The organism is Acidovorax sp. SRI_002 (assembly GCF_057586455.1).
The window spans coordinates 437,799-455,551 of record NZ_JBYCZW010000002.1; the positions used below are offsets into that span (position 1 = coordinate 437,799).

15 protein-coding genes are annotated in these 17,753 nt (G+C 63.9%); 14 read left to right on the plus strand and 1 reads right to left on the minus strand.

What is annotated here, in order from left to right:
* Positions 1–61: 61 nt before the first annotated feature.
* The 13 genes from AC2YJX_RS06965 to nudB all read left to right on the plus strand — a co-directional run bounded on the left by AC2YJX_RS06965 (position 62) and on the right by nudB (position 15,135).
* The gene (locus AC2YJX_RS06965) at positions 62–3,988 is read left to right on the plus strand and encodes a DUF3683 domain-containing protein (RefSeq protein ID WP_487255621.1); all 3,927 of its coding nucleotides are present in this window, start codon (positions 62–64) and stop codon (positions 3,986–3,988) included.
* A complete protein-coding gene (locus tag AC2YJX_RS06970) occupies positions 3,988–4,419 on the plus strand; it encodes an HIT family protein (RefSeq protein WP_487255622.1) in 432 nt (143 codons plus the stop codon). The genes AC2YJX_RS06965 and AC2YJX_RS06970 overlap by 1 nt, the downstream gene beginning before the upstream one ends.
* 80 nt (positions 4,420–4,499) lie before the next feature.
* The gene (locus AC2YJX_RS06975) at positions 4,500–4,922 is read left to right on the plus strand and encodes a gamma-butyrobetaine hydroxylase family protein (protein WP_121507416.1); all 423 of its coding nucleotides are present in this window, start codon (positions 4,500–4,502) and stop codon (positions 4,920–4,922) included.
* Between the two features lie 214 nt (positions 4,923–5,136).
* Entirely contained in the window at positions 5,137–5,868 is a 732-nt protein-coding gene (gene ubiE, locus AC2YJX_RS06980; RefSeq protein ID WP_487255623.1) for a bifunctional demethylmenaquinone methyltransferase/2-methoxy-6-polyprenyl-1,4-benzoquinol methylase UbiE, read from the plus strand.
* 36 nt (positions 5,869–5,904) lie between these two features.
* Complete coding sequence (locus tag AC2YJX_RS06985) at positions 5,905–6,918, plus strand: Tim44 domain-containing protein (protein WP_055399128.1); 1,014 nt, start codon at positions 5,905–5,907, stop codon at positions 6,916–6,918.
* Positions 6,919–6,972: 54 nt separating this feature from the next.
* Positions 6,973–7,584, plus strand: a complete 612-nt coding sequence (locus AC2YJX_RS06990; protein WP_487255624.1) for a ubiquinone biosynthesis accessory factor UbiJ — start codon at positions 6,973–6,975, stop codon at positions 7,582–7,584.
* Positions 7,581–9,146 (plus strand): ubiquinone biosynthesis regulatory protein kinase UbiB, encoded by a 1,566-nt coding sequence (ubiB, locus tag AC2YJX_RS06995; protein ID WP_121422474.1) that lies wholly within the window; start codon positions 7,581–7,583, stop codon positions 9,144–9,146. Before AC2YJX_RS06990 ends, ubiB begins: the two co-directional genes overlap by 4 nt.
* Positions 9,147–9,317: 171 nt before the next feature.
* A complete protein-coding gene (locus tag AC2YJX_RS07000) occupies positions 9,318–10,769 on the plus strand; it encodes a high affinity choline transporter 1 (protein ID WP_055399122.1) in 1,452 nt (483 codons plus the stop codon).
* Between the two features lie 89 nt (positions 10,770–10,858).
* On the plus strand, positions 10,859–11,203 hold the full coding sequence (locus AC2YJX_RS07005) for an FmdB family zinc ribbon protein (RefSeq protein WP_055399120.1): 345 nt from the start codon (positions 10,859–10,861) through the stop codon (positions 11,201–11,203).
* 9 nt (positions 11,204–11,212) lie between these two features.
* Positions 11,213–11,836 carry a DUF502 domain-containing protein gene (locus tag AC2YJX_RS07010; protein WP_055399363.1) on the plus strand — a complete coding sequence of 208 codons (624 nt, stop codon included), beginning with the start codon at positions 11,213–11,215 and terminating at the stop codon, positions 11,834–11,836.
* A gap of 40 nt (positions 11,837–11,876) precedes the next feature.
* The gene (aspS, locus tag AC2YJX_RS07015) at positions 11,877–13,679 is read left to right on the plus strand and encodes an aspartate--tRNA ligase (RefSeq protein ID WP_055399118.1); all 1,803 of its coding nucleotides are present in this window, start codon (positions 11,877–11,879) and stop codon (positions 13,677–13,679) included.
* Between the two features lie 154 nt (positions 13,680–13,833).
* Entirely contained in the window at positions 13,834–14,649 is an 816-nt protein-coding gene (locus tag AC2YJX_RS07020; protein ID WP_369801375.1) for a CsgG/HfaB family protein, read from the plus strand.
* An 18-nt stretch (positions 14,650–14,667) separates the two neighbouring features.
* Entirely contained in the window at positions 14,668–15,135 is a 468-nt protein-coding gene (gene nudB, locus AC2YJX_RS07025) for a dihydroneopterin triphosphate diphosphatase (RefSeq protein WP_055399114.1), read from the plus strand.
* A gap of 47 nt (positions 15,136–15,182) precedes the next feature.
* Here nudB and AC2YJX_RS07030 read toward each other — a convergent pair whose 3' ends face one another.
* Complete coding sequence (locus AC2YJX_RS07030; protein ID WP_055399361.1) at positions 15,183–16,088, minus strand: LysR family transcriptional regulator; 906 nt, start codon at positions 16,086–16,088, stop codon at positions 15,183–15,185.
* 168 nt (positions 16,089–16,256) lie between these two features.
* Between AC2YJX_RS07030 and AC2YJX_RS07035 the strand changes: the two genes are divergently transcribed.
* On the plus strand, positions 16,257–17,720 hold the full coding sequence (locus AC2YJX_RS07035) for an aldehyde dehydrogenase family protein (RefSeq protein ID WP_377806513.1): 1,464 nt from the start codon (positions 16,257–16,259) through the stop codon (positions 17,718–17,720).
* The last annotated feature ends 33 nt before the right edge of the window (positions 17,721–17,753 follow it).

The following is a 17,753-nucleotide window of genomic DNA, read 5'->3' on the forward strand; positions in this document are numbered from 1 at the left end:
GGGGCCGACGCGGGGAGGGCACCGTGGCATAAAATCACGCCCCCACCCCAGGTAGACCCCCATGAATGTTCCGATCGCGTTGGCGGCCTTGCAGACGCAGGCCGCCGAGCCTGCCCGTCTGCGAGAAATTCCCTATAACTACACCTCGTTCTCCGACCGGGAGATCGTGATCCGCCTGCTGGGGTCCTCATCCTGGGAGGTGCTGGACCAATTGCGCAAAGAGCGCCGCACCGGCCGCTCGGCCCGCATGCTGTATGAAGTGCTGGGCGATATCTGGGTCGTGCAGCGCAACCCTTACCTGCAGGACGACCTGCTGGACAACCCCAACCGCCGCAAGCTGCTGGTCGATGCCCTTCAGCACCGCCTGGGCGAGATCGAAAAGCGCCGCACCCCTGCCGATGACGCCGGGCGCGACCGTCTGGTGGGTGAACTGGTCGTCGCTGCGCGCCGCGCAGTGGCCGAGTTCAATGCCACCTTCGAGCAGGCCGCGCAGCTGCGCCGCCAGATCCAGAAGACTCTGGGCCGCCTGACGGCCAAGGACAACATCAAGTTCGACGGCCTCTCCCGCGTGAGCCATGTGACCGATGCGACCGACTGGCGCGTCGAGTACCCGTTTGTGGTGCTGACCCCCGACACTGAGGTCGAGATGGCGGGCCTGGTCAAGGGCTGTATCGAGCTGGGCCTGACCATCATTCCCCGTGGGGGCGGCACCGGCTACACCGGCGGCGCGATCCCGCTGACCTGGAAGAGCGTGGTCATCAACACCGAAAAGCTTGAAGCCATGACCGAGGTGGAAATGCGCCGCCTGCCGGGCCTGGACCGCGAGGTGGGCACGGTGTGGACCGAAGCCGGCGTGGTCACCCAGCGCGTGGCCGATGCCGCCGAGCGTGCAGGTTTTGTGTTTGCGGTGGACCCGACCAGTGCCGAGGCTTCCTGCATTGGCGGCAACATCGCCATGAACGCGGGCGGCAAGAAGGCCGTGCTGTGGGGCACGGCGCTGGACAACCTGGCCAGCTGGCGCATGGTTACGCCCGACGCCCAGTGGCTCGAAGTGACGCGCCTGGACCACAACATGGGCAAGATCCATGACGTGGAGACGGCCACCTTCGAGCTGCAGTATTTCGAGGCCGATGGCAAGACGCCCGTGCGCACCGAGCGCCTGAGCATCCCGGGCAAGACTTTCCGCAAGGAAGGCCTGGGCAAGGACGTGACGGACAAGTTCCTGGCGGGCCTGCCCGGCATCCAGAAGGAAGGCTGCGACGGCCTGATCACCAGCGCACGCTGGGTGGTGCACCGCATGCCCGAGCACACGCGCACCGTGTGCCTGGAGTTCTTCGGCAACGCCAAGGACGCCGTGCCCAGCATCGTCGAGATCAAGGACTTCATGTTCGCCGAGCAAAAGCGCAGTGGCGTGCTGCTGGCGGGCCTGGAGCACCTGGATGACCGCTACCTGAAGGCCGTGGGCTACGCCACCAAGAGCAAGAAGGGCAACGGCGGCCTGCCCAAGATGGTGCTGATTGGCGACATCGCGGGCGACAACGCCGACGACGTGGCCCGCGTGACCAGCGAGGTCGTGCGCCTGGCCAACACCCGCAGCGGTGAAGGTTTTGTGGCCATCACGGCCGACGCGCGCAAGAAATTCTGGGCCGACCGCAAGAAGACGGCGGCCATCAGCCGCCACACCAACGCCTTCAAGATCAACGAAGACGTGGTGATCCCGCTGCCGCGCATGGCCGAGTACACCGACGGCATCGAGCGCATCAACATCGAGCTGAGCCTGCGCAACAAGATCAAGCTGTGCGATGCGCTGACCGAGTTCTTCGAGCGCGGCAACCTGCCCCTGGGCAAGCATGACGCCGACGACGAAGTCCCATCGCCCGAGCTGCTGCAGGAGCGCGTAGCCCAGGCCATCGCCCTGGTGGAAGGGGTGCGCGCGCTGTGGCAAGGCTGGTTGCACGATGTGGAAACACTGTTCGCTCAACTGCAGGACCACACCCTGCGTGCGAGCTGGAAGACCCAGCTGCGGGCGCCGCTGCAAGGCATCTTCACCGGCGCGGCGTTCAAGCCCATCCTGGACGAGGCTGTGGCCATCCACAAGCGCGTGCTCAAGGGCCGGGTGTGGGTGGCGCTGCACATGCATGCGGGCGACGGCAATGTGCACACTAACCTGCCCGTCAACAGCGACGACTATGAGATGCTGCAGACCGCGCACGAGGCCGTGGCGCGCATCATGGTGCTGGCGCGCAGCCTGGACGGCGTGATCTCGGGCGAACACGGCATTGGCATCACCAAGCTGGAGTTTCTGACCGACGAAGAGCTGCGCCCCTTTGCCGAGTACAAGCGCAAGGTGGACCCGGAAGGTCGCTTCAACAAGGGTAAGTTGCTCCGAAATCAGGAGCTGCCAGCGCTTGATGGACAAGCGCTGCAGGCCAAAAATGCTTCGAATGCTTCAAACGCTGCGTTGATGCACGCCGATTTGACGAATGCCTACACGCCCAGCTTCGGGCTGATGGGCCACGAGTCGCTGATCATGCAGCAGAGCGACATCGGCGCGATTGCCGACAGCGTCAAGGACTGCCTGCGCTGCGGCAAGTGCAAGCCCGTGTGCTCCACGCACGTGCCACGCGCCAATTTGCTCTACAGCCCGCGCAACAAGATCCTGGCCACCTCGCTGCTGGTCGAGGCGTTTTTGTACGAAGAGCAGACCCGCCGGGGTGTGAGCATCAAGCACTGGCAGGAGTTCGAGGATGTGGCCGACCATTGCACGGTGTGCCACAAGTGCGAAAGTCCCTGCCCGGTGAAGATCGACTTCGGCGACGTCACCATGAACATGCGCAACCTGCTGCGCAAGATGGGCAAGAAGACGTTCCGGCCTGGCAACGCGCTGGCGATGACCATGCTCAACGCCACCAACCCGGACACCATCAAGTTCATGCGTTCGGCCATGGTGGATGTGGGCTTCAAGGCTCAGCGCCTGGCCGTGGACCTGCTGCGCAAGGTGGGCCGCAAGCAAACGGCCAAGCCGCCTGCGACGGTGGGCACCGCTCCGATCAAGGAGCAGGTGATCCATTTCATCAACAAGAAGCTGCCGGGCGGCCTGCCCAAGAAGACGGCGCGCGCGCTGCTCGACATCGAGGACAAGGACTACGTGCCGATCATCCGCAACCCGCAGGCCACCACGGCCGAGACGGAGGCGGTGTTCTACTTTCCCGGTTGCGGGTCGGAGCGGCTGTTCTCGCAAGTGGGCCTGGCCACCCAGGCCATGCTGTGGCACGCCGGTGTGCAGACGGTGCTGCCGCCCGGGTACCTGTGCTGCGGCTACCCGCAGCGCGGTTCGGGCCAGTTCGACAAGGCCGAAAAGATGATCACGGACAACCGCGTGCTCTTCCACCGCGTGGCGAACACGCTCAACTACCTGGACATCAAGACCGTGGTGGTGAGCTGCGGCACCTGCTACGACCAGCTGCAGGGCTACGAGTTTGACAAGATCTTCCCGGGCAGCCGCATCATCGACATCCACGAGTACCTGCTCGAAAAGGGTATCCAGTTGCAAGGCAAGGGCGCCTACCTGTACCACGAGCCCTGCCACAACCCCATGAAGCTGCAGGACTCTATGAAGACCGTGAAGGCGCTGGTGGGCGAGCAGGTCTTGAAGAGCGAGCGTTGTTGCGGCGAATCGGGCACGCTGGGTGTGACGCGGCCCGACGTGTCCACGCAGGTGCGTTTCCGCAAGGAAGAAGAAATCAAGAAGGGCGAGGCCAAACTGCGCGAGATCGGTGCTGTGGGCGCCCAGGACAACGTGAAGATTCTCACCAGCTGCCCCAGCTGCCTGCAGGGCCTGAACCGCTACGAAGGCGATCTGAACAACGGCCTGCTCGAAGCCGACTACATCGTGGTCGAGATGGCGCGCGAGATTCTGGGCGAGAACTGGATGCCTGAGTACGTACACCGTGCCAACAACGGCGGCATTGAGCGGGTGCTGGTCTGATGACCTGCCCCTTGTGCGCTGAAGACGGCGGCGCATTGGTCTGGCGTGGCGAGCGCCTGCGGGTCATCCGTGCGCAGGAGGCGGGGTTTCCTGCCTTCTATCGCGTGGTGTGGAATGCACATGTGGCCGAGTTCTCGGACCTGGCTGCCGTTGATCGTGTGCACTGCATGGAGGCAGTGGCCCTGGTGGAGCAGGCCCTGCGCCAGCACCTGTCGCCCACCAAAGTCAACATCGCGGCGCTGGGCAACATGGTGCCGCACCTGCACTGGCATGTGATTGCGCGGTTTGACTGGGACAGTCACTTTCCATCGCCTGTGTGGGCGGCGGCGCAGCGGCCCAGCCCGGCGGCGCAAGAGGCCGGCGTGCGGACCCTGCTGCCCGCGCTGGAGGCGCAGTTGCAATCGCGGCTGGCCCAGTTGCCTACCCGGTAACCCTGTTTGCGGTGTGCCCCAGAGCGGGTGGGACAATCGCAGAGGTCGTTTCTGACAACAGTTTTCTCACAGGTGAATCCATGGCAGGTTTGAAAGCGGGTGCGCCCACGCCGCAGGCAATCACGGTGCATGAGGCATCGCGGGTGCTCGAAGTAGGGTTCTCCGATGGCACCACGTTCCGCATTCCGTTTGAGCTGATGCGCGTGTATTCACCCTCGGCAGAAGTGCAGGGCCATGGCCCAGGCCAGGAAGTGCTGCAGACGGGCAAGCGGGAGGTCACGCTGGTCAACCTGGAACCCGTGGGCAACTATGCGGTCAAGCCCACGTTTTCTGACGGGCATGACAGCGGCATCTTCACCTGGGACTACCTCTACGAACTGGGCGACAAGCAAGACGCGCTGTGGACCCAGTACACCGAGCGGCTGGCCGCTGCGGGGGCGGACCGCGATGCGCCGATGGCGCCTCAGGGTGGTGCCGGTGGCCATGCCTGTGGCAGCCATTGAGGCTGCGGGCCGGGTGTTTTTCTGGAGGAGCACAGAACACGGCGGAAGCCCTTGTCTGTCAAGGTGCTATTGAAATAATAGCTGTTGGTGCAATATAGAAAGGCGCTGGCGGCTGATTTCTTTTCAATAGCGTTGTCCAAATTGCGACAGATGCCCCATTTCAGTGCGGGGTTGTCGCTGTACCTCTGGCGTTCACGCGCCTAGCATGAATCTTATGAGCACCACGCATTTCGGTTTTCAGTCGGTGGACGAGCAGGAAAAAGCGCGCCGCGTGCGCGGCGTGTTCGACTCCGTGGCCTCCAAGTACGACGTGATGAACGACCTCATGTCGGCGGGCCTGCACCGTGCCTGGAAGGCCTACACCGTGATGGTGGCCAACCTCAGCGAAGGCAGCCAGGTGCTCGATATTGCAGGGGGGACGGGCGACCTGGCGCTGGCGTTCTCCAAGAAGGTGGGCGCCACCGGCCGTGTGGTGCACACCGACATCAACGAAGCCATGCTGCGCGTGGGGCGCGACCGCCTGATTGATGCGGGTGTGGTGTTGCCGACACTGGTCTGCGATGCCGAGAAGCTGCCGTTCCCCGACGCACATTTCGATGTGGTGAGCGTTGCTTTTGGCCTGCGCAACATGACGCACAAGGACCAGGCGATTGCCGAAATGTGCCGCGTGCTCAAGCCTGGCGGCAAGCTGCTGGTGCTGGAGTTTTCAAAGGTCGCAAAGCCACTCGAAAAGGTGTACGACTGGTATTCGTTCAATGTGCTGCCCCAGTTGGGCAAGCTGGTGGCGGGCGACGACGCCAGCTACCGCTACTTGGCCGAGTCCATCCGCATGCACCCCGGGCAGGAAGAGCTCAAAAGCCTCATGCAAAAAAATGGCTTTGGGCATGTGGACTATCACAACATGACTGGGGGCATTGTGGCCTTGCATGTTGGAATCAAGTGCTGAGCGTTTCGCTCAGTCATTAACGGAGACGGAGAAGTCATGATGAAACTGTGGTCTGTGGTGTTGGTTGCGATGCTGGCGTTTGCGCACGCCGATGCCGACGCCCGGCGACTGGGCGGTGGTAAATCGACGGGGCAGCAATCGAGCAACGTTACGCAGCGTGAGTCGGCAGCGCCGGGTGCGCCCGCCCAGAATGCGACCAATGCGGCGGCTGCCAAGCCGCCTGCTGCGGGTGCAGCTCCGGCCGCTGCTGCGGCCAAGAAGCCTTGGGGCGCGATGCTGGGTGGCCTGGCCGCTGGCCTGGGCTTGGCTTGGCTGGCCAGCTCGTTGGGGCTGGGTGCAGGGTTTGCCAACATTCTGATGATTGCGTTGCTGGCCGTGGCCGCGTTTGCCATCTTCAAGATGGTGATGCGCGCACGCAGTGGCGGTGGCAACGGTGGCGCTGCTGCCGGTGGTGCGCCGTTCGCGTTCCAGGGCGCGGGTGCTGCCACGCCCGCCGCAGCGCAGGTGCCTCCGCAGTACAGCCCTAACAACGTGGGCAACGACGCCTCGGCGCGCCCCTGGGAGCGCAGCAGCATGGCGTTTGATGCCTCGCGCGCTGCACAAGGCGGTGCGGGTTCGGGCGTGGTGATCGGCTCGGGCCTGTCCGGCTCGCAGAACTGGGGGATTCCTGAAGGCTTTGATACCGAGGGCTTCCTGTCTGCCGCCAAGCGCAACTTCGTCACGCTGCAAGCGGCCTGGGACCGTTCGGACATCGCCACCCTGCGCTCCATGATGACCGACAGCATGCTCGGCGAGATTCGCACCCAGCTCACGGAGCGCGAAGACCACCGTGGCATGCAGCCCAACCACACCGATGTGGTCATGATCGAAGCCCAGTTGCTGGGCATTGAAGACCTGGGCGACGGCTACATGGCCAGCGTCGAGTTCTCCGGCATGATCCGCGAAGAGCCCTCAGCCGGCCCGAGCCCCTTCCGCGAGGTCTGGAACATGACCAAGCCCAAGGCCGGCAGCAGCGGCTGGCTGGTGGCCGGCGTGCAGGCCCTGCAGTAATAAAGGAAATGCCCCGCTGTGGGGCTATCCCAGTTCAGGGAATAATCGGGGACTATGGCAACACCACAGTCCCCTTTTTCGTTTCTGGACGGCCTCTTTGAGCGTGTGGCCGCCGGCCCCCAACCCCCCCAGTGGCTCGTGCATGAGGTGCAGCAGCGCATGGTGCTGTTCCTCAACCATGTACTGATGCAGGAAAAAGAGGCCATGGACCGCCTGGTGCGTCAGAAGGGCCGCATCGCCCGCGTGCAGTGGCGTGCGTATTCGATGGCCCTGGTCATCACGCCCGCTGGGCTGTTCAACCTGGCGCCCGAAACTGCCGCGCCCGATCTGCAGCTTCACGTCACCGAGACCTCTCCCTTTGCGCTGGCCCAGACGGCCCTGCGGGGTGACAAGCCCGCCATCCGCATCGAGGGCGATGTGCAACTGGCCGCCGAAATCAACTGGCTGGTCGATCACGTGCGCTGGGATGTTGAGGAGGACTTGGCGCGTGTGATCGGTGACGCTCCCGCCCACACTGTGGCGCAGGTGGCGAGCCGCGCTGCGCAAGCGCTGCGCCAGTTCGTGGGCACGCGCGTTGCACCAACGTCGTCAGCCGTCGCGCCCATGCCATCCGGACCCTCCACGCCTTCCGCGCCAAACAGCGGTTCCGACCGGGCTGGCGCATGAAGCAGTTCCTGAGGGGCGGCGCCATCCTGTGGGTGGTGTTCCGGTACGGCCTGGACGCCATGGTGCTGGACAGTTTCCAGAAGCCCTGGCTGCGATCGGTATCGCGCGTCCTGTCGTTCGGACGCAACCTGGATGCACCGCGCGGCCAGCGGCTGCGCTTGGCGCTGGAGCGCCTGGGCCCCATCTTCGTCAAGTTTGGTCAGGTGCTTTCGACACGCCGCGACCTGCTGCCGCCCGATGTGGCCGACGAGCTGGCCCGGCTGCAGGACCGCGTGCCGCCGTTCGACCCGGAGATCGCCATCGCCACGATCGAGCGGGCATTCCGGCGGCCGGTGGATGAGGTTTTCACATTCTTCGATCGCGTGCCGGTGGCCAGTGCCTCCATTGCGCAGGTGCATTTCGCCACGCTGCGGGACCGCCATGGCATCGAGCGCGAGGTGGCGGTCAAGGTACTGCGCCCGGGCATGTTGCCCGTGATCGAGAAAGACCTGAGTCTCATGCGCATGATGGCCGGGTGGGTGGAGAGCCTGTCGGCCGACGGCAAGCGCCTCAAGCCCCGCGAGGTGGTGGCCGAGTTCGACAACTATCTGCACGACGAACTGGATCTGGTGCGGGAGGCCGCCAACGCCGCGCAGCTGCGCCGCAACATGCAGGGGCTGGACCTGGTGCTGATCCCTGAGATTTTCTGGGACTTCTGCCACCCCGAGGTCATGGTGATGCAGCGCATGAACGGTGTGCCCATCAGCCAGATCGAGCGCCTGCGGGAAGCCGGGGTGGACATCCCCAAACTCGCGCGCGACGGCGTCACCATCTTCTTCACCCAGGTGTTCCGTGACGGCTTCTTTCATGCCGACATGCACCCCGGCAACATCCAGGTGAGCCTGGATCCGGCCACCTTTGGGCGCTATATCTCGCTGGATTTCGGCATCGTGGGCACGCTCACCGAGTCTGACAAGGAGTACCTGGCGCAGAACTTCGTGGCGTTCTTCCGGCGCGACTACAAGCGCGTGGCGGAGCTGCACATCGAAAGTGGCTGGGTGCCGCCCGAGACGCGGGTGAACGACCTCGAATCGGCCATCCGCGCCGTGTGCGAGCCGTACTTTGATCGCCCGCTCAAGGAGATCTCATTGGGCATGGTGCTGATGCGCCTGTTCCAGACCTCGCGCCGCTTCCACGTCGAGATTCAGCCCCAGCTGGTGCTGCTGCAAAAAACCCTGCTCAATATCGAAGGCCTGGGTCGCGAGCTGGACCCGGAGCTGGACCTGTGGAGCACGGCCAAGCCCTTCCTGGAAAAGTGGATGCTGGAGCAGATGGGGCCGCAGCGCCTGTGGCGGGAGCTGCGGGCCGAGGCTCCCCACTATGCCAAGCTGATTCCCGAGCTGCCGCGCCTGCTGCACGACGCCTTGCGGCAGCGCCCGGCGGACCAGCAGCAAGCCTTGCGCGAACTGCTGGAAGTCCAGCACCGTACCAACCGGCTGCTCCAGTCCATCATTTATGGCGGCGTCGGTTTTGTGCTGGGCCTTCTGGCGATGCAGTTGTTTGTGCGGATGCGGATTTTCTGAAACGGTGCGAACGGCACGAAAGTTGCCTTCATAATCCGCTGCAACTTTTGTTACGAATTTTGTAGCAAAGTGGTCACCCCTGGATCTGCAGGGGCCTCGGCGTGTCGGCCCACGGCACGCCGGGCGCACACCTGCTTTTTGTAACCTTCCTTGGAGTTTCGGAGCGGCGCCATGCTGATCACATTCATCGTTCTGTACCTGCTGGTCTCGATTGGTATCGGCCTGTATGCCGCCACGCGCGTGCACAACACGGCCGACTATGCGGTGGCGGGCCGCAGCCTGCCCCTGGCTGTGGTGATAGCCACGACCTTTGCGACCTGGTTTGGATCGGAAACCGTTCTCGGCGTGTCAGCCCGGTTTGTGGATGGTGGGCTGGGTGCGGTGGTGGAGGACCCATTTGGCGCCTCCATGTGCCTGGTTCTTGTGGGGCTGTTTTTTGCCTACAAGCTTTATAAGAAGAACCTCATCACCCTGGGTGACTACTACCGCCAGCGTTACGGGCGTGTGATCGAGGTGGCTTGTTCAGCCATCATCATGTTCAGCTACCTGGGCTGGGTGGCAGCGCAGATCACAGCTCTGGGGCTGGTGTTCAACCTGCTGACGCAGGGGTATGTGTCCGTCACCATGGGCATGGTCATCGGTACGGTCATCGTTCTGGTCTACACCCTGTATGGCGGCATGTGGTCGGTGGCCATGACTGACTTTGTCCAGATGATTGTGATCGCCGTGGGGCTGCTGGCCATTGCCTGGTACGCGGCGGAACTGGCCGGAGGGGCGGGCAAGGTCGTGGAATATGCCGCGCGTGAAGGCAAGTTCCAGTTCTTTCCCACTGGTGGGCTCAAGGAGTGGACCTTTTTCTTTGCCGCCGCGATCACGATGATGCTGGGCTCCATACCCCAGCAGGATGTTTTTCAGCGCGTGATGTCGTCCAACAGCGCCGAGACAGCGCGCACCGGCCCGGTCATCGGAGGGGTGCTGTACCTGCTGTTTGCCTTCATCCCCATGTTTGTCGTTACGGCCGCCGTGTTGGTCATGCCCGAAACCGCCCAGGCGCTGCTCAAGGACGACCCCCAGAAAGTGCTGCCCACGCTGGTGATGGAACGCATGCCGCTGATTCTTCAGATCGCCTTCTTTGGCGCGCTGCTGTCGGCCATCATGTCCACCGCATCGGCCACGTTGCTCGCACCGTCCACCACTTTTGTGGAGAACATCCTGCACAACCTGCGGCCTGGCATGACCGATGCCCAGACACTGAAGGCCATGCGCATATCGGTGCTCGTGTTTACCGCCTGCGTGCTCACTTACGCGATCACCATGCAGGGAACGTCGATCTATGAACTGGTGTCGGGCGCTTACCAGGTACCGCTGGTGGGGGCTTTTGTCCCCCTGGTGTTCGGCCTGTACTGGAAGCGCGCGACCACCCAGGGCGCCATCCTGGCGGTGGCCATGGGCCTGGGTGTGTGGCTGCTGTTTGTGGCCAGCCCCATGCTGTCCGAAGCGTTCCCGCAGCAACTGGCTGGGGTGCTGGCGGCGTTGGTCGGCATGATCGGGGGCTCGCTGGCACCGCAGTGGATCGACGACCACAAAGGCCACGTCACCCACTACGAGGGCAGCGCAAGCTGATTGCATTGCCCCATGCCCAGTGCGTGGGGCTTGAGGATGGGCATGCCGCCTATAATTGAGGGTTTTGCACTTTCCCTCAACACACTGACATGCCTATTTACGCCTACAAATGCGGCTCCTGCGGCCATGCCAAGGATGTGCTGCAAAAAATCTCTGATGCGCCCCTCACGGTGTGCCCCGCCTGCGGCGCGGAAGCATTTTCCAAGCAGGTCACAGCGGCCGGCTTCCAGCTCAAGGGCTCGGGCTGGTATGTGACCGATTTTCGCGGTGGCAGCGGCGGCAGTTCTGCTCCTGCGACGGACAGCAAGACAGAACCGAAAACCGAGGCCGCGGCGCCGGCAAGTTCTGGTGATGCTCCTAAAAAAGAAGCATCTGGTGCAGCAGCATCAGGCGCTGGTGGCAGTTCTACCACTTCCACCTCCTCTGCGAGCTGAGTGACCCTCATGGCTGCCTTGCGCAAGTGGCTGTTGACCGGCCTTCTGGTGATTGTGCCGGGGGTTATCACGGCCTGGGTGCTCAACTGGATCGTGAGCACGCTGGACCAGACCCTGCAAATCCTGCCTGTTGCATGGCATCCCGACAAGCTGCTGGGCTTTCACGTCCCGGGCTTTGGCGTGGTTCTCACGCTGCTGATCCTGTTGGTGGTCGGTGCCGTCGCCAGCAACTTCGCGGGCCGCAAGCTCGTGCAGTGGGGCGATGCGGTGGTGCACCGCATCCCGGTGGTGCGTTCGATCTATTCCAGCGTTAAGCAGGTGTCCGACACGCTTTTTTCCGAAAGCGGCAATGCCTTTCGCAAGGCCGTGCTGGTGCAGTGGCCGCGCGAGGGCGTCTGGACCGTGGCCTTCGTCACTGGCGCGCCCAATGGCGAGGTGGCGGCATACCTGCGCGATGAATTCGTGAGCGTGTATGTGCCCACCACGCCTAACCCCACTGGCGGGTATTTTGTGATGCTGCGCAAGAGCGACTGCGTCGAGCTCGACATGAGCGTGGACGCCGCCCTCAAATACATTGTTTCGATGGGCGTGGTCGCTCCGGCTGACCCCACGCTTGTTTCCCACAGTAAGTAAATCCCTTTAACGCGCCCCTTGGGCGCCGGAAGTTTCTGCCATGGCCATGCGTTCCCACTATTGCGGTCTTGTGACCGAAGCCCTGATGGGCCAAACCGTTACCCTGTCTGGCTGGGTGAACCGTCGTCGTGACCATGGCGGCGTGATCTTCATCGACCTGCGCGACCGCGAAGGCTACGTGCAGGTGGTGTGTGACCCCGACCGTGCCGAGATGTTCAAGACCGCCGAAGACGTGCGCAACGAATTTTGCGTGCAGGTGGTAGGCCTGGTGCGCCCCCGCCCTGACGGCACGACCAACGACAAGCTCAAGAGCGGCCAGATCGAAGTGTTGTGCCACGAGCTGAACGTGCTCAACCCCTCGGTCACGCCTCCGTTCCAGATGGACGATGAGAACCTGTCGGAAACCACGCGCCTCACGCACCGTGTGATGGACCTGCGCCGCCCGCACATGCAGCGCAACATGATGCTGCGCTACAAGACCTCCATCCAGGTGCGCAACTTCCTGGACAAGGAAGGCTTCATCGACATCGAAACGCCCATGCTGGGCAAGAGCACGCCCGAAGGCGCGCGCGACTACCTGGTGCCCAGCCGCGTGCACGACGGCCAGTTCTTCGCGCTGCCCCAGTCGCCCCAGCTCTACAAGCAGATGCTGATGGTGGCTGGCTACGACCGCTACTACCAGATCACCAAGTGCTTCCGCGACGAAGACCTGCGCGCCGACCGCCAGCCCGAATTCACGCAGATCGACTGCGAGACGTCGTTCCTGGGCGAAGAAGAAATCCGTGCGATTTTCCAACGCATGATCACCGAGGTGTTCCAGCAGCAACTGGGCGTGGACCTTGGCGAATTCCCCATCATGACTTACCAGGAAGCGGCTTTCCGCTTTGGCTCGGACAAGCCTGACCTGCGCGTAAAGCTCGAATTCACCGAGCTGACCGAAGTGATGAAGGACGTGGACTTCAAGGTCTTCTCTGCCCCCGCCACCACCAAAGGCGGTCGTGTGGTTGCCCTGCGCGTGCCCGGCGGCGCACAGATCTCGCGCGGTGAGATCGATGCCTACACCGAGTTCGTGAAGATCTATGGTGCCAAGGGCCTGGCCTGGATCAAGGTCAATGAAGTGGCCCAGGGTCGCGAAGGGCTGCAGTCGCCCATCGTGAAGAACCTGCATGACGCGGCCATCGCTGAAATCCTCAAGCGCACGGGTGCGCAGGACGGCGACCTGCTGTTCTTCGGTGCCGACAAGGAAAAAATCGTCAACGACTCCATCGGCGCGCTGCGCCTGAAGGTGGGCCACAGCGAGTTCGGCAAGAAGAACGGCCTGTTCGAGAGCCGCTGGGCGCCTCTGTGGGTGGTGGACTTCCCCATGTTCGAGCATGACGAAGAAAACGACCGCTGGGCCGCAGTGCACCACCCCTTCACGTCGCCGAAGGATGGCCATGAAGACCTGATGGACACGGACCCTGGCAAGTGCATCGCCAAGGCCTACGACATGGTGCTCAACGGCTGGGAGCTGGGCGGTGGCTCGGTGCGTATCCACCGCGCCGATGTGCAAAAGAAGGTGTTCGATGCGCTCAAGATCACACCCGAAGACGCACAGGCCAAGTTCGGCTACCTGCTGGATGCCCTGCAGTACGGCGCGCCCCCACACGGTGGCCTGGCCTTCGGTCTGGACCGCCTGATCACGCTGATGACCGGTGCGGAATCGATCCGTGACGTGATCGCTTTCCCCAAGACCCAGCGCGCTCAGGACCTGCTCACGCAGGCACCTTCGCCCGTGGACGAAAAGCAGTTGCGCGAGCTGCACATCCGCCTGCGCAACATCGACGCTGTCAAGGCAGCCTGATCCGGGGCTTTCCCCGAACCCGGCGCGGATCCACTCTCGTGGCATCGCACGACAAAGCGGCAAGGGCTTGGCAGCCTGCGCCGCTTTTTTCTTGGCCAGCCCATGCCCACGGCGATGTGGCGCTGGCACTGAAAGGACACTTTCCATGCGTTCAATGACGACCCGGGCTTTGTGGATGGGCGCCGTGCTGCTGGCCCTGGCAGGTTGCGGCGAAAAGAAGACCGAACTGGGCCAGGGCGGCTCCGTGGTCACTGGCTCGGCAGGGCCGGCGGGGGCCAGCAACGCTGCGCGCGAACTGGTGCGCTGCGAGGCGCCCGTGGCCACGCTGGCGCTGGCAGAAAACCCCAGCGGCTACACCATGGGTTCGGGCTACAGCCTCCCGCCATCCCCCGTGCCCCTGGTCAAGCTGCTGGCCCAGCAAAGTGGCTGCTTTCGTGTGGTGGACCGGTCGGCCGGGCTGCGCGGAACCATCCAGGAGCAGGACCTCAAGGACTCCGGCGTGCTGCGCAAGAACAACTCCACCGTGGCAAAGGGCAAGGGCTACGAGGCGCAGTACACGCTCACACCCAGCCTCACGTTCAGTGAGCAGGACGCGGGACGGGGCCTTGCGGGCGTGATTGCCATGATTCCGGTGCTGCGCGACATCGCGGGCCTGGCCGGCATGGTGGAGCAGGTCAAATTCAAGGAGGCGCAAACGGCACTGCTGCTGTCCGACAACGAAACCACCGAGCAGGTTGCCGCCGCCACCGGGTCCGCACGCACCACTGACCTGGGCGTGGGCGGGCTCGTGTTCGGCAAGCTCGGGGGCGCAGCGGGTGCGGGCTGGAGCAATACCAACGAGGGCAAGGTCATTGCCGCTGCCTTCCTGGACGCGCACAACCAGTTGGTGGTGCAGGTCAGGGCGCTGCAGGCCAAGGAGCTGCCGCCGCCCGTTCCCACCACTTCAGCCCCGCGTTCCAAGGCCGGGTAGAGAGGGAAGGTGTCGCCCATGGTGCCGACAGCGCAGCACAGGCCCTACAAGCTTCCAGAGTCGGTGCTGGTGGTCATCCACACGCCCGCCCTGGAGGTGCTGCTGATCCGCCGCACGGGCGGTGATGGGCACTGGCAATCTGTCACCGGGAGCAAAGACCGCCTTGATGAGTCGTTTGAAGAAACCGCCCGCCGCGAAGTGGCCGAGGAAACCGGCATTGATGCGCGGGCGCCCGGCTGCCTGCTGACCGACTGGGCCTTGGAGAACGTCTACGACATCTGGCCGCAATGGCTGCACCGATACGCTCCGGGGGTCGTGCGCAATCGCGAGCGGGTGTTTGGCTTGTGTGTGCCAGCAGCTACGCCCGTGGTACTGAGTCCTCGTGAACACGATGCTTTCGAATGGTTGCCGTGGCAGCGCGCGGCCGAGCGCTGCTTCTCGGCCTCCAATGCTGAGGCCTGCTTACTGCTTCCTCGTTTTGTGTAGGCAGACGTTGGTGCGCGCCCCGCACTGCGCGCGGCGGCGCCGGCAGCTCACTTGCGCTGGGCGAGGATGCGGATCAGGTGGTCTGCGAAGCCCTCCGCTGCAGGCGAGGTGGCCCGCCGTGCGGGGCTGTAGAGGCACACGTAGCGCATGACTTCGGGCGACAGGATGCGGCGGCGCACCAGTCCGAGTGGCTTGGCCAGTGCACCCACATAGTCGGGCGCCAGCGTAGCGGCCACATCGGCGGCAGCCAGGCCCATGGCGGTGGAGATGTTGTCCACGATCTCTACGGGGGTCACACGCTGCTCGCTGGGCAGCCCGGTGTGCATCTGCGCCACGCTGCGTTCGTGATCCCGCCCGGCAGCCACCAGTGGGTAGGCGTGCAGCTGCGCCCAGGTCACGTTGCGTTTGTGGGCCAGGGGATGGGTGGGCGCACACCACAACACCCAGGGGCTCTCGAACAGCTGGGTACGCACGATGTCATCGCCACAGGCGCGATCCGGACCCAGGGCCAGATCGGCGTCGCCGCTGGCGACTGCATCGACGAGTTTTTCCACCGGCACGTCGCGAATGCGGATGTGCACCTTGGGCCTGGTTTGTGTATAGGCCTTGATGGCTTTGGGCAGGATCACGCTGGCGACGACCAGTGGTGCTGCGATTCGCACGATGCCCGCTGCGCGGTTGCGGACATCGCTGGCGGCCGACTGCGCTATGCGCAGGTGCTTGAGCACCGACTCTGCCGAGGCCAGAAACTCCCGCCCCGCGCTGGTGATGTCAACCCTGCGCGTGCTGCGCTCAAGCAGTTTGAAGCCGAGCGCGTCTTCCAACTCGCTCACGAGTTGGCTTACTGCAGACGGTGTAAGGGCCAAACGCTCTGCGGTGGCCGCGAAGCTGCGCAGTTCTGCCACGTTGACAAAGGCTTCGAGCTGGCGTGGCGTGAAATGGGGCAGAGACATGGCTGGTGCGATGGAATCGCTGGGATTCATGCCATTCATTAGAACATCTTCACAATCCGTCATAAAGCATTGATTGTGGTCAAGGAAGGCGCTGCAGATACTTCGCGACGGATCGGGCAAGGTTGCCCGGCTCTGTTGTCTGACTGGAGAACTCCCTTGAGCAATGACATGCTGAATGTCGCCGGCATCGCGGTGTCGCCCCACCACTACATCGACTGCCAGCGTGTTGCGTCCGAGATGCGGTTCGATCTGCACTCGCCCATCGACCAGGCGCTGCTGGGCTCCATCAGCGAAGGATCGCCTGCCCATGTGGACGCAGCTGTCACCGCGGCGGCGCGCGCCTTCCCTGCCTGGAGCGCGCTCACGGCGGCGGAGCGCAAACCCTACCTGGATCGTTTCGCCGCCGAGATTGGAAAACGCGCCGAGGCCTTCTGCACGCTCGAATCCAACGACGCTGGCGTGCTGCTCTCGCGCATGAAGCATGGCGTGGTGCCGCGCGCCGTGCTCAACATCAGCTGGTTCGCCGAGCATGCGCTCACGCTGCAAGACCGGCCCATCGAGACGGATCAGGCCACCCACCTCGTGCGCCACGATCCGGCCGGTGTGGTGGCCATCATCACGCCCTGGAATGCGCCGCTGATGTTGGCCACCTGGAAGCTAGGACCGGCCCTGGCCGCGGGCAACTGCGTCATCGTCAAGCCGCCGGAATGGGCACCGCTGACCAGCAGTCTGCTGGCCGACTGTGCGCACGCCGCCGGCCTGCCGCCTGGGGTTTTCAACATCGTGCAGGGCGGGGGCGCCAGCACCGGGGCGCGCCTGGTCAGCGACCCGCGCCTGGCGCGTATCTCGTTCACCGGATCGGTCCCCACGGCCAAGTGGATTGCCCAGTCTGCCGGGGCCAACCTCGTGCCTTGCAGCCTGGAGCTTGGTGGCAAGTCGGCCTTCATCGTGCTGGAGGACGCCGACATCGACAATGCCGCTGCCACCGGCGCTCTGATGTACCGCAACGCTGGCCAGGTGTGCCTGGCGGGCACGCGCTTCCTGGTGCACCGCAAGGTGCACGACGCCTTCGTAGCGGCCTTGCGCGGCCATGTGGAAAAGCTCACCGTGGGCGACCCGCGCGAGGATGCCACCGAGGTCGGGCCGATCATCCACCCGCGCCAGGTGGAGCGCGTGCACGGTTTTGTGCAGCGCGCCGTGGCCGATGGCGCCACGCTGCTCTGGGGTGGCGCGCACCATTCCTTCGGTGCGCAGTATTACCAGCCCACGCTGCTGGCTGGGGTGCGCCAGGACAGCGAGATCGTGCAGAACGAGGTCTTCGGACCTGTACTCACCCTGCAGGTCTTTGACAGCGACGAAGACGCTATCGCCCTGGCCAACGGCACGGACTACGGCCTGGGTGGCGTCTGCTACGGCGAGGTGGAGCATGCGAGCGCCGTGGCGCAGCAGGTGCGCACCGGCTTCATCTGGGTCAACAGCTTTGGCATCCGCGATCTGGCTGCGCCGTTTGGCGGCATCAAGCGCAGCGGTGTGGGCCGCGAGGGCGGGGACTGGAGCTTCGAGTTCTTCTGCGATGTCAAGGATGTGGTGCTGCCCAAAAAGCCGTTCCGCGCAAGTTTCAGCCACCGCTGACCCCACCCCAATCACATGCAGGAGAACACCACC

What these genes read in the sequence shown, in the direction of transcription:
- AC2YJX_RS07010 (WP_055399363.1), top strand. Translation starts at nt 11,213, where the DNA reads ATGGCTGCCTTGCGCAAGTGGCTGTTGACCGGCCTTCTGGTGATTGTG.
- ubiB (WP_121422474.1), top strand. Translation starts at nt 7,581, where the DNA reads ATGAAGCAGTTCCTGAGGGGCGGCGCCATCCTGTGGGTGGTGTTCCGG.
- AC2YJX_RS06965 (WP_487255621.1), top strand. Translation starts at nt 62, where the DNA reads ATGAATGTTCCGATCGCGTTGGCGGCCTTGCAGACGCAGGCCGCCGAG.
- AC2YJX_RS06985 (WP_055399128.1), top strand. Translation starts at nt 5,905, where the DNA reads ATGATGAAACTGTGGTCTGTGGTGTTGGTTGCGATGCTGGCGTTTGCG.
- AC2YJX_RS07020 (WP_369801375.1), top strand. Translation starts at nt 13,834, where the DNA reads ATGACGACCCGGGCTTTGTGGATGGGCGCCGTGCTGCTGGCCCTGGCA.
- AC2YJX_RS06990 (WP_487255624.1), top strand. Translation starts at nt 6,973, where the DNA reads ATGGCAACACCACAGTCCCCTTTTTCGTTTCTGGACGGCCTCTTTGAG.
- AC2YJX_RS07000 (WP_055399122.1), top strand. Translation starts at nt 9,318, where the DNA reads ATGCTGATCACATTCATCGTTCTGTACCTGCTGGTCTCGATTGGTATC.
- ubiE (WP_487255623.1), top strand. Translation starts at nt 5,137, where the DNA reads ATGAGCACCACGCATTTCGGTTTTCAGTCGGTGGACGAGCAGGAAAAA.
- nudB (WP_055399114.1), top strand. Translation starts at nt 14,668, where the DNA reads ATGGTGCCGACAGCGCAGCACAGGCCCTACAAGCTTCCAGAGTCGGTG.
- AC2YJX_RS07030 (WP_055399361.1), bottom strand. Translation starts at nt 16,088, where the DNA reads ATGTCTCTGCCCCATTTCACGCCACGCCAGCTCGAAGCCTTTGTCAAC.
- AC2YJX_RS06970 (WP_487255622.1), top strand. Translation starts at nt 3,988, where the DNA reads ATGACCTGCCCCTTGTGCGCTGAAGACGGCGGCGCATTGGTCTGGCGT.
- AC2YJX_RS07005 (WP_055399120.1), top strand. Translation starts at nt 10,859, where the DNA reads ATGCCTATTTACGCCTACAAATGCGGCTCCTGCGGCCATGCCAAGGAT.
- AC2YJX_RS06975 (WP_121507416.1), top strand. Translation starts at nt 4,500, where the DNA reads ATGGCAGGTTTGAAAGCGGGTGCGCCCACGCCGCAGGCAATCACGGTG.
- AC2YJX_RS07035 (WP_377806513.1), top strand. Translation starts at nt 16,257, where the DNA reads ATGCTGAATGTCGCCGGCATCGCGGTGTCGCCCCACCACTACATCGAC.
- aspS (WP_055399118.1), top strand. Translation starts at nt 11,877, where the DNA reads ATGGCCATGCGTTCCCACTATTGCGGTCTTGTGACCGAAGCCCTGATG.